This window comes from Pseudomonas sp. N-137 (genome assembly GCF_034555295.1).
Lineage (GTDB): Bacteria > Pseudomonadota > Gammaproteobacteria > Pseudomonadales > Pseudomonadaceae > Aquipseudomonas > Aquipseudomonas rhizophila.
Genome location: NZ_JAXUDQ010000010.1, coordinates 460,902 through 475,480, shown reverse-complemented (window position 1 = coordinate 475,480; position 14,579 = coordinate 460,902). Strand labels below are relative to the sequence as shown.

The 14,579-nt window shown below is 60.1% G+C and carries 14 protein-coding genes; 7 read left to right on the top strand and 7 right to left on the bottom strand.

Annotated features, from left to right (window positions below; genetic code table 11):
- Positions 1–19 precede the first annotated feature (19 nt).
- The 5 genes from ppx to T3A99_RS11685 form a co-directional block, all read right to left on the bottom strand.
- Positions 20–1,522, bottom strand: coding sequence for an exopolyphosphatase (ppx, locus tag T3A99_RS11705; RefSeq protein ID WP_047226101.1), 1,503 nt, complete (start codon positions 1,520–1,522; stop codon positions 20–22).
- A gap of 177 nt (positions 1,523–1,699) precedes the next feature.
- Entirely contained in the window at positions 1,700–2,437 is a 738-nt protein-coding gene (locus tag T3A99_RS11700) for an amino acid ABC transporter ATP-binding protein (protein WP_047226100.1), read from the bottom strand.
- Positions 2,424–3,074 (bottom strand): amino acid ABC transporter permease, encoded by a 651-nt coding sequence (locus T3A99_RS11695; protein ID WP_076383065.1) that lies wholly within the window; start codon positions 3,072–3,074, stop codon positions 2,424–2,426. The genes T3A99_RS11700 and T3A99_RS11695 overlap by 14 nt, the downstream gene beginning before the upstream one ends.
- Positions 3,071–3,739, bottom strand: a complete 669-nt coding sequence (locus tag T3A99_RS11690) for an amino acid ABC transporter permease (RefSeq protein WP_092452819.1) — start codon at positions 3,737–3,739, stop codon at positions 3,071–3,073. Before T3A99_RS11690 ends, T3A99_RS11695 begins: the two co-directional genes overlap by 4 nt.
- 21 nt (positions 3,740–3,760) lie before the next feature.
- Entirely contained in the window at positions 3,761–4,546 is a 786-nt protein-coding gene (locus T3A99_RS11685) for a transporter substrate-binding domain-containing protein (RefSeq protein WP_076383064.1), read from the bottom strand.
- A 253-nt stretch (positions 4,547–4,799) separates the two neighbouring features.
- On the opposite strand from T3A99_RS11685, the gene T3A99_RS11680 reads away from it, so the two are divergent.
- From T3A99_RS11680 to T3A99_RS11655, 6 genes are all read left to right on the top strand, one after another.
- Positions 4,800–5,507 carry a FadR/GntR family transcriptional regulator gene (locus tag T3A99_RS11680; protein WP_047226096.1) on the top strand — a complete coding sequence of 236 codons (708 nt, stop codon included), beginning with the start codon at positions 4,800–4,802 and terminating at the stop codon, positions 5,505–5,507.
- A 120-nt stretch (positions 5,508–5,627) separates the two neighbouring features.
- A complete protein-coding gene (gene trxA, locus T3A99_RS11675) occupies positions 5,628–5,957 on the top strand; it encodes a thioredoxin TrxA (RefSeq protein WP_047226095.1) in 330 nt (109 codons plus the stop codon).
- Between the two features lie 242 nt (positions 5,958–6,199).
- Positions 6,200–7,459, top strand: a complete 1,260-nt coding sequence (gene rho / locus T3A99_RS11670) for a transcription termination factor Rho (protein WP_025216061.1) — start codon at positions 6,200–6,202, stop codon at positions 7,457–7,459.
- Positions 7,460–7,581: 122 nt separating this feature from the next.
- Complete coding sequence (gene ubiD / locus T3A99_RS11665) at positions 7,582–9,048, top strand: 4-hydroxy-3-polyprenylbenzoate decarboxylase (RefSeq protein ID WP_039590257.1); 1,467 nt, start codon at positions 7,582–7,584, stop codon at positions 9,046–9,048.
- Complete coding sequence (locus T3A99_RS11660) at positions 9,048–10,016, top strand: CDP-6-deoxy-delta-3,4-glucoseen reductase (RefSeq protein ID WP_076383063.1); 969 nt, start codon at positions 9,048–9,050, stop codon at positions 10,014–10,016. The genes ubiD and T3A99_RS11660 overlap by 1 nt, the downstream gene beginning before the upstream one ends.
- Positions 10,017–10,348: 332 nt before the next feature.
- On the top strand, positions 10,349–11,017 hold the full coding sequence (locus tag T3A99_RS11655) for a gamma-glutamylcyclotransferase (RefSeq protein WP_047226092.1): 669 nt from the start codon (positions 10,349–10,351) through the stop codon (positions 11,015–11,017).
- Here the strand turns inward: T3A99_RS11655 and glpT are convergent.
- The gene (gene glpT, locus T3A99_RS11650) at positions 10,993–12,342 is read right to left on the bottom strand and encodes a glycerol-3-phosphate transporter (protein WP_047226091.1); all 1,350 of its coding nucleotides are present in this window, start codon (positions 12,340–12,342) and stop codon (positions 10,993–10,995) included. The two genes, T3A99_RS11655 and glpT, sit on opposite strands and share 25 nt — an antisense overlap.
- A gap of 695 nt (positions 12,343–13,037) precedes the next feature.
- Positions 13,038–14,015: an NADPH:quinone oxidoreductase family protein gene (locus T3A99_RS11645; protein WP_076383061.1), complete on the bottom strand. Its 978-nt coding sequence runs from the start codon at positions 14,013–14,015 to the stop codon at positions 13,038–13,040.
- Between the two features lie 150 nt (positions 14,016–14,165).
- On the opposite strand from T3A99_RS11645, the gene T3A99_RS11640 reads away from it, so the two are divergent.
- The gene (locus T3A99_RS11640) at positions 14,166–14,573 is read left to right on the top strand and encodes a flagellar basal body-associated protein FliL (RefSeq protein WP_047226193.1); all 408 of its coding nucleotides are present in this window, start codon (positions 14,166–14,168) and stop codon (positions 14,571–14,573) included.
- The last annotated feature ends 6 nt before the right edge of the window (positions 14,574–14,579 follow it).

Below are 14,579 nucleotides of genomic sequence, written 5' to 3'. Positions count from 1 at the left end.
CCCCGATTCCAGTGAGCAATCAGTGGATGTTCAGCACAATCCCGACTCGGGTAAGCCATTCGGCTTCCTGGGCGAAGTCAGCCTGGGTCAGTTGGTTCTCTTCCAGCCAGCCTTCGGGAAACAGCACATCCAGTTGAGCTCCGTCGGCGCGCAGGACCACCTGGGGCATTTCCTGGGTACCGCGGATGTGGTGGAACAGGATCGCAAAGCGCAGCAGCACGCACAGACGAATCAGTTTGATGCCGTCATTGCCGAACTCGGCGAATTTATCCCTGGGAATATTGCGCCGGTGGCCACGCACCAATAGCGCGAGCATCTGCTGGTCTTCGCGGGAGAAGCCTGCCAGGTCCGAATGCTCGATCAGGTAGGCGCCGTGTTTGTGGTAGTGATAGTGGGCGATGTCCAGGCCCACCTCATGCACCTTGGCGGCCCAGCCCAGCAATTCGCGCCAGACCCCGTCGTTCAGATCCCAGTCGTCGGCCACCTGGTCGAAGGCGTGCAGCGCTTTGCGTTCGACCCGTGCGGCCTGTTCCTGATCGACGTGGTAACGCTCCATGAGCGAGCCCAGGGTGCGCTCACGGACGTCTTCATGGTGATGGCGCCCGAGTAGGTCATAGAGCACGCCTTCGCGCAGGGCACCCTCGCAGTGGTCCATGCGTTGCAGTTCGAGGGCGTCGAAAATCGCTTCGAGGATCGCCAGGCCCGCCGGGAAAATCGCCCGGCGGTCAGGCTTGATGCCTTCGAAATCGATTTTGTCCGAGTCGCCGAGCTTGAACAGCCTGCGCTTGAGCCAGGCCAGGCCTTCGGCGTTGACCTCGCCAGTGCCATGGCCGCCGGCCTTGAGGGCCAGGCCAATGGCGCGAATGGTGCCCGAGGAGCCAATGGCTTCATCCCAGGTCAGGCGGTGCAGGGCATGTTCGATGCTCATGATTTCCAGACGAGCCGCCGTATAGGCCTGGGCGTAGCGCGCCGGGGTGATCTTGCCGTCGCGGAAATAACGCTGGGTGTAGCTGACGCAACCCATTTGCAGGCTTTCGCGCAGCAGCGGCTCGAAGCGCTGGCCAATGATGAATTCGGTACTGCCGCCACCGATGTCCGCCACTAGGCGTTTGCCCGGTGTGTCTGCCAGCGTATGGGAGACACCGAGGTAAATCAGACGGGCTTCTTCACGCCCGGAAATGACTTCCACCGGATGGCCGAGGATCTCTTCGGCGCGGTGGATGAATTCGCCGCGGTTGCGCGCCTCGCGCAATGCGTTGGTGCCCACGATCCGTACCGCGCCCAGGGGCATGCCGTTGATCAGTTGGGCGAACCGCTTGAGGCAATCGAGCCCGCGCTGGATGGATTCCTCGCTCAGCTGGCGCTCTTCGTCGATGCCGGCGGCCAGTTGGACCTTCTCGCCGAGCCGCTCAAGAATTCGGATTTCCCCGTTCTGGGCCTTGGCGACGACCATGTGGAAGCTGTTGGAGCCCAGGTCTATGGCTGCGATCAGGGACAGATTCTTGGCTTGGGATGGCGGCATGGTCAAAAAGTCTCGGTCGATAACCTTGCCATCCTGCCACGATCAACCGCTTACGCCAACGCAAAGGCGACCGCTTCGCGTCAATCGCGAGCAGGCTCGCTCCCACAAGTGACCGAGTCGCGATCGAAGTGGGAGCGAGCCTGCTCGCGATGAGGCCAGAAACGGCGCAGCAGAACCTCAGGTCGCCGACTCGACCGTCCCGATAAAATTCGCCAGTTCCACCGTCTGCGGATCGGCGAACAGCACCTTGGGGTCCCCCGTCTCATGCACCTTGCCCTGGTGCATGAACACCAGCTTGTCCCCTACTTCACGGGCGAAGCGCATCTCGTGGGTGACCATGATCAGGGTCATGCCATCCTTGGCCAGCTGTCGCACCACGCCGAGCACTTCATTGACCAGTTCCGGGTCCAGGGCGGAGGTGATTTCGTCGCACAGCAGTACTTTTGGCGACATCGCCAGGGCGCGGGCGATGGCGACCCTCTGTTGCTGGCCGCCGGACAGGCGGTCCGGAAAGGCGTCGAATTTCTCCCCGAGTCCGACTCGCTCCAGCATCTGACGTGCCAATTCAGCCGCTTTGGCCTTGGATACTTTTTGAACAACCTGCGGCGCGAGCATCACGTTCTCACCGACGGTCAGGTGCGGGAACAGGTTGAATTGCTGGAACACCATCCCGACTTTCTGCCGCAGGCTGCGCAGATCGGCGCGGCCGGCGTCGAGGTATTCGCCGTCGACTTCAATCACGCCGTCGTTGATCGACTCCAAACCATTGAGGGTGCGCAAGAGGGTGGATTTGCCCGAACCGCTGCGACCGATGATCGCCACGACCTGGCCTTCCTCGACGCTCAGGTCGATGCCTTTAAGCACGTGGTGATCGCCGTAGTATTTATGCAGGGCGGAAATTCTAAGCAGAGGCATGCAGTCTCCTTTCCAGGTAGCGCGCACTGAGGGACAAGGGGTAGCAAAGCAGGAAGTAACCGAGGGCCACCAGGCCGTACACCATGAACGGCTCGAACGTGGCGTTGGCGAGCATGCCGCCGGTCTTGGTCAGTTCGGTAAAGCCAATGATCGAGGTCACTGCCGTGCCCTTGACCACTTGCACCGAAAACCCCACGGTCGGCGCCACGGCGATGCGCAAGGCCTGGGGCAGGATCACGTAGCGCAACTGCTCCAGCGGGTTGAGGGCCAGGCTCGCCGAGGCTTCCCACTGGCCGTTGGATATCGCGTCGACGCAGCCACGCCAGATCTCCGCCAGATAGGCACTGGTAAACAGCGTCAAGGCAATCGCCGCTGCCATCCACGGCGAGATTTCCACCCCGGCCAGGGCGACGCCGAAGAACACCAGGAACAGCTGCATCAACAGCGGTGTGCCCTGGAACAGCTCGATGTAGGTGCGAGCAATATTGCGGGGCAGGGCGCTTTTGGAAATGCGCAGCACCATCACCAGCAAGCCGATCACGCCGCCCCCGATAAACGCCACCAGCGACAATGCCAGGGTCCATTGCAGGCCCGTGAGCAGGTTGCGCACCACGTCCCAGAAAGTGAAATCGCTCATTGGCTGCTCCTGGCAATGTAGCGGCGCCCCACCCAGTTCAGGAACTGGCGGATCAACAGCGCCATGCACAAGTAGATCAGCGTGGTCAGTGCATAGGTTTCGAACGCGCGGAAATTACGGGACTGAATGAAGTTGGCGGCAAAGCTCAGCTCTTCAGTGGCGATCTGCGAGCAGACCGCCGAGCCGAGCATCACGATGATGATCTGGCTGCTCAGGGCCGGCCAGACCTTGCCCAGCGCCGGCAGCAGCACCACATGACGAAAGGCTTCGAAACGGCTCATTGCCAGAGCCGCGGCGGCTTCCAGCTGCCCACGCGGAATGGCCTGGATGCCGGCGCGGATGATCTCGGTGGAGTAGGCTCCGAGGTTGATCACCATTGCCAGTACCGCTGCCTGCCATTCGGATATCTGCAAACCCAGGGACGGCAGGCCGAAGAAAATGAAAAACAGCTGCACCAGGAATGGCGTGTTGCGGATCAGCTCCACGTACACGCCGAAGATCGCCGCGAACGGACGAATATGCCACGCCCGCACCACGGCACCGACGATGCCCAGGCCAACCCCGAGCAGCGCGCCGATGGCCGTCAACTCCAAGGTGAACAAGGCACCGCGCAACAGCAGCTCGGTGTTCTGCACCACCGGCATAAAATCGAACTGATAAGCCATGCTCAACCTCTCAGGCGACGGTCAGAGATCGGCCGGCAGCGGCTGCTTGAGCCAGGTCTGGGAGTTTTTCTCCAGGCTGCCATCGGTCTTGGCAGTGGCCAGGATCTGGTTGACCTTGTCCAGCAGCGCCGGCTCGTTCTTGTTCACGCCCACATACACTGGCGAATCCTTGAGTTTTACTTTCAGCGCCGGGACGCGCTTGGGATTGCGTTCGCTGATTGCGACCATCACCACGTTGCCGCTGGCGATCAGGTCCACCTGACCGGCCAGGTAGGCGGCGATGGTCGAGTTGTTGTCTTCAAAGCGTTTGATCGTGGCGCCTTGGGGAGCGACCTTGGTCAGCTCGATGTCTTCGATGGCGCCGCGGGTGACGCTGATGGTCTTGCCCTTGAGGTCGTCCAGGCCATTGATGGCGGCGTCGGGCGGGCCGAATACCGCGAGGTAGAACGGCGCGTAGGCGCTGGAGAAGTCGATGACTTTTTCACGCTCGGGGTTCTTGCCCAGGCTGGAGATCACCAGGTCAACCTTGCCGGTGGTCAGGAACGGAATGCGGTTGGTGCTGTTGACCGGGGTCAGTTCAAGCTTGACCTTGAGCTGATCGGCCAGCAGTTGCGCGGTGTCGATGTCCAGGCCGCGCGGCTTCATGTCCGGGCCTACCGAGCCGAACGGCGGGAAGTCCTGGGGGACTGCGACTTTGAGGGTGCCACGCTTGACCACGTCTTCCAGGCCGTCCGCTTGAGCGGGCAGATGAGTGAGCATCAGGCTGGCGAACAGGGCGGTAAGCAGGGCGCTGTAACGCTTGATCATGGCGAATCTCCGCATCGGTGATGTGATTTCTGCGTTCGGACAGAGCACAGGCCATGCCAAGCTGGTTTTTAATCTGCCAAAGCCACGGTTTTACTGGCGGAATGAGGTCTTACTGGTCTGAACAGTTGCGCCGCGTTTCGCACCGTTATCGAGCGTTGGTATTTGCCGCCGAACCCAAGTGGAGCACGACTTGCCGGGCGCGGCGTTTAGCTTTACAACTGGTCGCTCACTGGCCCGGTTCGTCTGAAAAACCATGAATTCCATCTCTCGCGCAGTGCCCGAAGTGGCGCTGCAAGCCATCCGTAAACTGATCGTCGATGAAGGCTTCGCTCCCGGGGATGCGCTGCCGTCGCAGCGGGACCTGGCGTTGCAACTGGGGGTGAGTCGCGCCTCGCTGCGTGAAGCGCTTTCATCGTTGAGTGCGCTGGGCGTCATCAGCGTACAGCCGGGCAAGGGTGTGTTCGTGCAGTCGTCGGTGGAGGTTTCGCGCAGCGAACTGGCCCCGGGCTGGCCGTTCGCGGCCCAGGCTTCGCCGGTGGATATCTTCCAGTTGCGTTATGCCCTGGAGGGTTTCGCGGCCGGGTTGGCGGCGGTGACGTTGAGCGCCGATGAACTCGACACATTGGAGGACAACGTCGAGGCCATGCGTCGGGAGCTCAAGGCAGGGGATTTCGACGCAGCGGCGCGGCTGGATTTCGAGTTCCATCGGCGCATCCTGCAGGCCAGCGGCAACCAGGCGATGCTGAGTATTCTCACCGCCAGCGCCGACATCTTCCTGGAGAGCCAGAAACTGCCGTTCATCAGGGCGGAGCGGGCGATGGAGACCTGGCAGGAGCATCGCAAGATCCTTCGGGCCCTGGCCCGTCGCGCTTCGGGTGGCGCGCAAAAAGCCATGCAGGAACACGTACGTAACGCCGCACTGCGCACCGGAATTTCCTTCGTGGCCCCGGCTGCCCCATGACGGGCGTCATACCTAAATACATCAGACACCATAGCGAGACTCAATCAACTGCGGCTTCCTGAACCCGGTAAGGGCAGCTATGATGGGCCACGTTTTTTTGCTGACAATCCCGGAGATTCCATGAGCAGCGATCTGATCAAACATGTTAGCGACGCTAGCTTCGAGGCTGACGTACTCAAGGCCGAAGGCGCGGTACTGGTCGACTATTGGGCTGAGTGGTGCGGTCCATGCAAAATGATCGCCCCGGTCCTGGACGAAATCGCTGACACCTACGCTGGCAAGCTGACCATTGCCAAGCTCAATATCGACGAGAATCAGGAAACCCCGCCCAAGTATGGCGTGCGTGGTATCCCGACGCTGATGCTGTTCAAGAACGGTAATGTCGAAGCCACCAAGGTTGGCGCACTGTCGAAGTCGCAACTGGCTGCTTTCATCGACGCCAACATCTAAGCGCCGAATGCTGTTGAAAAAGCCCCGCTAATCGCGGGGCTTTTTTCGTTACTCGGGGCTAGACGCTCGCAAACCCAGGTGTTACATTCGGCCCCGCACTGGTTTCTCCTTTGCCCCCTGCAAGCCGTCGCCGACGCACTCCTTTCGAATAAGTACGCGATCCTGTCGCCTTCTCCGCGGCGCGGCCTCATTAAGCCAAAAGCTTAATTTCCCCCCTCCATAAATGATTACGTCATTCCTATATGAATCTGACTGAACTCAAGCAAAAGCCGATTACCGAACTGCTCGAATTGGCCGAACAGATGGGCATAGAAAATATGGCCCGTTCGCGCAAGCAGGACGTGATTTTCTCCCTGCTCAAAAAGCACGCGAAAAGCGGCGAGGAAATCTCCGGTGATGGCGTGCTGGAGATTCTCCAGGACGGCTTCGGCTTTCTCCGCTCCGCAGACGCTTCCTATCTTGCCGGCCCAGACGATATCTACGTCTCGCCGAGCCAGATCCGTCGTTTCAACTTGCGCACCGGTGACACCATCGTTGGCAAGATCCGCCCTCCGAAGGAAGGCGAGCGTTACTTCGCGCTGCTCAAGGTCGACACGATCAACTTCGATCGTCCGGAAAACGCGAAGAACAAGATTCTCTTCGAGAACCTGACCCCGCTGTTCCCGACCGTGCGCATGAAGATGGAAGCCGGTAACGGTTCCACCGAAGACCTCACCGGCCGGGTCATCGACCTGTGCGCACCTATCGGCAAGGGCCAGCGCGGTCTGATCGTGGCGCCGCCGAAAGCGGGCAAGACGATCATGCTGCAGAACATCGCGGCCAATATCGCTCGTAACAACCCTGAAGTTCATCTGATCGTGCTGCTGATCGACGAGCGTCCGGAAGAAGTGACCGAGATGCAGCGCACCGTGCGCGGCGAAGTGGTTGCCTCGACGTTCGACGAGCCGCCGACCCGCCACGTGCAGGTTGCCGAAATGGTGATCGAGAAGGCCAAGCGCCTGGTCGAACACAAGAAAGACGTGGTGATCCTGTTGGATTCCATCACCCGTCTGGCCCGTGCCTACAACACCGTGATCCCGAGCTCCGGCAAGGTGCTGACCGGTGGTGTCGATGCCCACGCCCTGGAGAAACCGAAACGTTTCTTCGGCGCCGCGCGCAACATCGAAGAAGGCGGCTCGCTGACCATCATCGCCACCGCGCTGGTTGAAACCGGCTCGAAGATGGACGAAGTGATCTACGAGGAATTCAAAGGCACCGGTAACATGGAACTGCCTCTGGATCGCAAGATCGCTGAAAAGCGCGTCTTCCCGGCCATCAACATCAACCGTTCCGGCACCCGCCGCGAAGAGTTGCTGACCGCCGACGACGAGCTGCAGCGTATGTGGATCCTGCGCAAGCTCCTGCATCCTATGGATGAAGTCGCTGCCATCGAGTTTTTGGTCGACAAGTTGAAGCAGACCAAGACCAACGATGAGTTCTTCCTGTCGATGAAACGCAAGTAATCGATCAGGCAGGGCAGCAAAGCCGGGGAAACCCGGCTTTTTGCTATCCGTGCATTCACTATTTTGAACGGGCGGCGTTAAACTCGGGCCCCCGAACGCCACGGCTACCATGAGGCTTTTGCATGCAGTATCGCGACTTGCGCGACTTTATCAGCGGTCTGGAACAGCGCGGCGAACTCAAGCGCATTCAGGTGCCGGTGTCCCCCGTACTGGAAATGACCGAGGTCTGCGACCGTACGCTGCGAGCCAAAGGCCCGGCGCTGTTGTTTGAAAACCCGACCGGTTATGACATCCCGGTGCTGGGCAACCTGTTCGGCACGCCGGAGCGCGTGGCCTTGGGCATGGGCGCCGAAGCCGTCAGCGAATTGCGCGAGATCGGCAAGCTGCTGGCGTTTCTCAAGGAGCCTGAGCCGCCCAAAGGCCTGAAGGATGCGTGGTCCAAGCTGCCGATCTTCCGCAAGATCATTTCCATGGCGCCGAAAGTCGTCAAGGACGCCATCTGCCAGGAAGTGGTGATCGAAGGCGACGATGTCGACCTGGCAATGTTGCCGGTGCAGACCTGCTGGCCGGGCGACGTGGGGCCGCTGATTACCTGGGGCCTGACCGTCACCAAAGGTCCGAACAAGGACCGTCAGAACCTCGGTATCTACCGTCAGCAGGTCATTGGCCGGAACAAGGTCATCATGCGCTGGCTGAGCCACCGTGGCGGTGCACTGGATTACCGGGAATGGTGTGAAAAACATCCTGGGCAACCGTTTCCGGTGTCCGTGGCCCTCGGCGCGGACCCGGCGACCATTCTCGGCGCTGTCACGCCAGTGCCTGACAGCCTCTCCGAATATGCTTTCGCCGGGCTGTTGCGTGGCAACCGCACCGAACTGGTGAAATGCCGCGGCAACGACCTGCAAGTGCCGGCCACTGCCGAGATTATTCTTGAAGGCGTGATCCATCCCGGCGAAATGGCCGATGAAGGTCCGTATGGCGACCACACCGGCTACTACAATGAAGTCGACAGCTTTCCGGTGTTCACCGTCGAGCGCATTACGCATCGGATCAAGCCGATTTACCACAGTACCTACACTGGCCGTCCGCCTGATGAGCCGGCCATTCTCGGGGTGGCTCTGAACGAAGTGTTCGTGCCGATCCTGCAGAAGCAATTTCCCGAGATCACCGACTTCTACCTGCCGCCGGAAGGCTGCTCTTACCGCATGGCCGTGGTGACCATGAAGAAGTCGTACCCGGGGCATGCCAAGCGAGTCATGCTGGGGGTCTGGTCGTTTTTGCGACAGTTCATGTACACCAAGTTCGTTATTGTCACTGACGACGATATCAACGCACGAGACTGGAACGACGTGATCTGGGCTATCACCACGCGCATGGACCCCAAGCGTGACACGGTGATGATCGAGAATACGCCGATCGATTACCTCGACTTTGCCTCGCCGGTGTCCGGCCTGGGGTCGAAGATGGGACTCGATGCCACGCACAAATGGCCCGGTGAAACCACCCGTGAGTGGGGCCGGGTGATCGTCAAGGATGAAGCCGTTACCCAACGGATCGATGCCATCTGGAATCAGTTAGGAATAGATTGATGCGTGTAACCTTGCAGCCTTCCGGGGCGGTGTTGGATATCCGGCCCGCCGAGCGGATTCTCGATGGCGCGCGACGCCTGGGCTACGAGTGCCCGCAAAGCTGCCGCAATGGCAACTGCCATGTCTGTGGTGCGCTGTTAGTGGAAGGCCGCGTGGAGCAGGCGGGTGAAGTGCGCGATCACGGTGAGATTTTCACCTGCATTGCCGAGCCCCTGGAGGACTGCGTGGTGCTCTGGGATGGCGTGCTGTCACCGGGCGAGTTGCCGGTGCGCAGCCTGGCGTGCCAGGTCACTGAATGCGCCGACGTGGGCGGTGATGTCTGGCGAGTACGCCTGCGCGCGCCGGCGGGCAAGCCGCCGCGCTATCACGCGGGGCAGTACCTGATGATCGAGCGGGAGAATGGCGAGAAATCGGCGTTTTCCCTGGCCTCGGCGCCGCATTCGGGGCGCGAGCTGCAATTGCACGTATTAGTGCGCGAAAACAGTGCGCAGACATTGTTGGAGCAACTTCAGCGTAACCCCAATGTGCGCATCGAAATGCCCTTTGGCGACACCCATTTGTCCGAGTTGCCGGAGGGCCCACTGGTGTTGATTGCCGCCGGTACCGGCATGGCGCAGATGCACAGCCTGATCGAACATTGCCGCGCAGCGGGTTTCAAACACCCGGTGCATCTGTATTGGGGGGTGCGGCGTCCGGAAGATTTCTATGAAATCGAGCATTGGGATGAGTGGAAAAAACTGCCGAACCTGTATCTGCACAAAGTCGTCAGCGACCTGTGCGGCTGGACAGGTCGTTGCGGGATGCTTCACGAAGCTGTGTGCGAGGACATCAGCAATCTCAAGGATGTGCATGTCTACGCCAGCGGTTCGCCGGCCATGATCTATGCCACGCTCGATGCCTTGGTAGAGGCCGGAATGGACGCCCACCAAATGCGCGCCGACGTGTTTGCCTATGCGCCGCGCTCTTGAGCCGCGCTCTTGAGCGGCTCTTGAAGCTTGATTGAGGTCTGTTTTTTGTAGCGAGAGGATTTCAGCTTTGTGGGAGCGAAGCTTGCTCGCGAAACAGGCACCTCGGTCTCTGAAAGACAGCATCGCTCTCATCGCGGGCGAGCCTTGCTCCCACAGGGTCATATACCTGGCGATATATCGATTCGATATTTAGTACGCACACTAGATGTCGTTAAGGTATATGCCTGAGCTTCAGGCATTCATGGCATCCAACTTGCCTTGATTCTGATCAGCGTCAGTGTCATGACGGCGCTACCAACTTCCGACCCGCGAGGAGCCAACTGCTACCGGCCATGACCGCTATCGAATCCGCCTTTGCCAGCGCCCCATACCCGCCACGCCTCGACCTGGGGCCGCAGCTGACCCATGAGCAGCTGCGCACGTCGATGCAATCGACCATGAGTCTGCACCAGGGCGGGCCAGTGTGGTTGTTCGCTTATGGTTCGTTGATCTGGCGGCCGGAATGCACGGCGGTGGAACGGGTGCGCGGCCGCGTCCACGGTTATCATCGCGGTTTGTATTTGTGGTCTCACGAACACCGTGGCACCCCCGAATTGCCGGGGTTGGTGTTTGGGCTGGATCGCGGCGGTTCGTGCAGCGGTTTTGCCTATCGATTGCCGCAGGACAATCTTGAGGATTCGCTGTTCGCCCTGTGGCAGCGCGAGATGCCGTTCCCGTCCTATCGTCCGCACTGGCTCAGTTGCCGTCTCGAAGATGGCAGCCGGGTGCAGGCCTTGGGGTTTGTGCTGGAGCGGCACCTGCCCAGCTATGCCGGCAACTTGCCGGATCATGTGCTGAGCCAGGTGTTCGAAAGCGCCTGTGGGCGCTATGGCACCACTCGCGATTATGTCGAGCAGACCATCCACGCCCTGCGCAGCCACGCCATGCCAGACCGGAATCTGGAGGCGCGGCTCAAACGCTGTAAATCAGCCCTGGATCAGGCCACCGCTTCGCGGCTCTGACTGGCGATTTGCTTGTGCCACAAGGTTGGCGCGAGGAACGCCATCGCCAGCAGGCAAGCACCCACCAGCAATACAAAACCACCGTTCCAGCCGAAATGGTCCACCGTGTAGCCCATGGCAGCACTGGCCGCGACCGAGCCGCCCAGGTAGCCAAACAGCCCGGTGAAACCTGCGGCGGTGCCAGCGGCCTTTTTCGGCGCCAGTTCCAGAGCCTGCAAACCGATCAGCATCACCGGGCCGTAGATCAGAAAGCCAATGGAAACCAGGGCGATCATGTCCACGGTCGGGTTGCCGGCCGGGTTCAGCCAGTACACCAGTGTCGCCACGGTCACCAGCGCCATGAACACCATGCCCGTCAGGCCCCGGTTGCCGCGGAAGATTTTGTCCGACATCCAGCCGCACAGTAACGTGCCGGGGATGCCTGCCCACTCATACAAAAAGTACGCCCAGGAGGTTTTATCCACCGTGAAGCCTTTGGCTTCCTTGAGGTAGGTGGGCGCCCAGTCCAGCACGCCGTAGCGCAGCAGGTAAACAAAGACGTTTGCCATGGCGATGTACCAGAGCATTTTGTTGCGCAGCACGTACTTGACGAAGATTTCCTTGGCGCTGAACTCGTTCTCGTGACTGGCGTCGTAGCCTTCCGGGTAATCGTTCTTGTATTTTTCGATCGGCGGCAGGCCTACCGATTGCGGGGTGTCGCGCATGGTCGCGAAGGCAAACAGCGCCACCAGTAGCGCCACGGCCGCCGGTACATAAAACGCCGCATGCCAGTCATTGAACCAGCCCATCCCCAGCAGGAACAACGGCCCAATCAAGCCACCGCCGACGTTATGCGCCACGTTCCAGACGGACACCACACCGCCGCGTTCTTTCTGCGACCACCAGTGCACCATGGTCCGGCCACTGGGTGGCCAACCCATGCCCTGGGCCCAGCCATTGATGAACAACAGGATGAACATCATGGTTACGCTGGATGTTGCCCAAGGCGCGAAACCGAAAATGAACATCACCCCCGCCGAGACCAGCAAACCGAATGGCAGGAAATAGCGCGGGTTGGAACGGTCGGACACCAGGCCCATCAGGAACTTCGAAAGCCCGTAGGCGATGGCAATGGCCGACATGGCCAGGCCCAACTGACCCCGGGTGTAGCCCTCGTCGATCAGGTATGGCATGGCCAGGGAGAAGTTTTTGCGCAGCAGGTAATAACCGGCGTAGCCGATGAAGATGCCGGCGAAAATCTGCCAGCGAAGGCGTCGGTAGGTGCTGTCTATTTTTTCTTCAGGCAGGGGCGCCTGATGTACGGCAGGACGAAAGAAAGCAAACATTCAAGGGCTCCAGATTCTTGTTATGACTGCGGATGCGAATGTTACAGTTTCGTTACCGAAAATAGCATCGCTTCTCATCACTTAAACAATGGGAATTTCCCTGAATGAATGTTCTTAAATGAACATGTCGCTCAGACATACGCCGATGGCGTTGTAGGAATTGCCTTGTAAGGTCTCTTTACTCCTGCACTCCATCGTTGCGGGACAAGAAAGTAGGAAACGTCCTTCAACCAACACAGAAGTCTCGCCATTCAACTAATGAGCCTCGCTCTTTACACTTCACGTTTCTGCCGGAGCTGGCATTCAGGTGAGGAACGGTATGAGGGGGTGTGCTGTGATGCTGCTGTGCTTGGGCAGTGCGAGTTGGGCCGCTCAGGTTTTATGGGTGCCCGAGAACAATCCCGAGCCAGCCTCCCCGGCAGCGCAGACGCAAGCCGTGGAATCGTTGGAATTCCATCCGGAGGGCGAGCCGATCGATGCAGACAAATTGGCCGAGGCCTGGAAGTGCTCGGACATCAACGTGCATGGCGCCAACCATGGGTGCAGAAGTTGCGCTCGTTCCATTACACGCGCCGCTACGTGTCCGATGTGTTTTTCGGCAAGTAGATGCCGGGCGCCGGGCGTTTTGCCTTGATCGCCAGATTCAATCGTCACGCGGTCCGCCGCTTTTGGCACGCGGACCGCTTGATTGACTATCAACGCACCTGCACCACCACCTTCCCCACGGCTTTGCGCTGGCCCAGGTCATTGATCGCCTGGGCGGCGTTGCTCAATGGATACACCTGCGAGACCAGTGGCTTGAGCTTGCCTTCGGTGAACCAGCTAAACAATTGCTGGAAGTTGGCGGCGTTGTCCTGGGGTTGGCGTTGGGCGAAGGAGCCCCAGAACACGCCGACCACGGCGGCGCCCTTGAGCAGGGCCAGGTTTACCGGAAGCTCGGGGATGCGTCCGCTGGCAAAGCCGACCACCAATAGCCGGCCGTTCCAGGCGATGGCGCGAATGGCCTGGTCAAACAGATCGCCGCCCACCGGGTCGTAAATCACATCGGCGCCTTGGCCGTCGGTGAGGCGTTTGATTTCATCCTTGAGGCTGGTTTCGCTGTAGTTGATCAGTTCGTCGGCACCGGCAGCCTTGGCCACGGCCAGCTTCTCTGCACTGCTGGCGGCGGCAATCACCCGGGCGCCCATGGCCTTGCCGATCTCCACGGCCGCCAGGCCGACGCCGCCCGATGCACCGAGCACCAGCAGGGTTTCGCCGGGTTGCAGGTTGGCCCGTTGCTTGAGGGCATGCATCGACGTGCCGTAGGTCATGCTGAAGGCGGCGGCGGTGTTGAAGTCCATGGACGAGGGGATGGGCAACACGTTGTAGCCTGGCACGGCCACCTGTTCGGCAAAGCTGCCCCAGCCGGTCAACGCCATGACCCGGTCACCGACCTTCAGGTGGCTGACCTTTTCGCCCACGGCGCTGATGACGCCCGCTGCTTCGCCGCCGGGGGAAAACGGGAAGGGTGGTTTGAATTGGTATTTGCCCTCGATGATCAGCGTGTCAGGGAAGTTCACGCCGGCGGCATGCACATCCAGCAGCACTTCGTTCTTCTTCGCGACGGGGCTGGCGACGTCTTCCAGCACCAGCGATTCGGCAGGACCGAATTCTTTGCACAGCACGGCTTTCATCAGGGCTATTCCTTTGGGAGTGATGGCCGATAAGTGTAGGTGTGAGAGTCAATGGGTCAACGAGCATGCCCTGCCCTGATAGCCGGCCATAAGCTTGTGCTTGAACGGCGGGTCGGTATGCTGGGCCGCAAACCGTATGAGGAGTCGAATGTGAAAGCGTGGATCATGTTGATGCTGGCCCTGTCGTTGCCTGTGACGGCAATGGCCGAGGAAGCCAAAGAAGGCGAGGCGCCGAAGGTCAGTTACATCACCCTCAGCCCGCCGTTCGTGGGCAACTATGGCTTGGACGGCTCGGCAAAGCTGAGGGTGTACAAGGCCGATGTGGCCCTGCGTGTCACGGGGGATGCCGCCGCTGCGGCGGTGAAGGCCAACGAGCCGCTGATCCGTAATCAGCTGGTTGCGCTGTTCGCCCAACAGACCACCGAGGCCATGAACAATATCGAAGCCAAGGAAAAACTGCGTCAGGAAGCCTTGAAGCAGACCCAGCAGATCATGAACGACGAAACCGGCAAGCCGATGGTGGATGACCTGTTGTTCAATAACCTGATCATTCAATAAACCCGC

Bases quoted from the DNA above. Each gene is read 5' to 3' on its own strand.
- T3A99_RS11700 (WP_047226100.1), bottom strand. From the start codon at position 2,437: ATGCCTCTGCTTAGAATTTCCGCCCTGCATAAATACTACGGCGATCAC.
- T3A99_RS11685 (WP_076383064.1), bottom strand. From the start codon at position 4,546: ATGATCAAGCGTTACAGCGCCCTGCTTACCGCCCTGTTCGCCAGCCTG.
- T3A99_RS11645 (WP_076383061.1), bottom strand. From the start codon at position 14,015: ATGAAAGCCGTGCTGTGCAAAGAATTCGGTCCTGCCGAATCGCTGGTG.
- trxA (WP_047226095.1), top strand. From the start codon at position 5,628: ATGAGCAGCGATCTGATCAAACATGTTAGCGACGCTAGCTTCGAGGCT.
- T3A99_RS11690 (WP_092452819.1), bottom strand. From the start codon at position 3,739: ATGGCTTATCAGTTCGATTTTATGCCGGTGGTGCAGAACACCGAGCTG.
- T3A99_RS11655 (WP_047226092.1), top strand. From the start codon at position 10,349: ATGACCGCTATCGAATCCGCCTTTGCCAGCGCCCCATACCCGCCACGC.
- T3A99_RS11680 (WP_047226096.1), top strand. From the start codon at position 4,800: ATGAATTCCATCTCTCGCGCAGTGCCCGAAGTGGCGCTGCAAGCCATC.
- rho (WP_025216061.1), top strand. From the start codon at position 6,200: ATGAATCTGACTGAACTCAAGCAAAAGCCGATTACCGAACTGCTCGAA.
- glpT (WP_047226091.1), bottom strand. From the start codon at position 12,342: ATGTTTGCTTTCTTTCGTCCTGCCGTACATCAGGCGCCCCTGCCTGAA.
- ubiD (WP_039590257.1), top strand. From the start codon at position 7,582: ATGCAGTATCGCGACTTGCGCGACTTTATCAGCGGTCTGGAACAGCGC.
- T3A99_RS11660 (WP_076383063.1), top strand. From the start codon at position 9,048: ATGCGTGTAACCTTGCAGCCTTCCGGGGCGGTGTTGGATATCCGGCCC.
- ppx (WP_047226101.1), bottom strand. From the start codon at position 1,522: ATGCCGCCATCCCAAGCCAAGAATCTGTCCCTGATCGCAGCCATAGAC.
- T3A99_RS11695 (WP_076383065.1), bottom strand. From the start codon at position 3,074: ATGAGCGATTTCACTTTCTGGGACGTGGTGCGCAACCTGCTCACGGGC.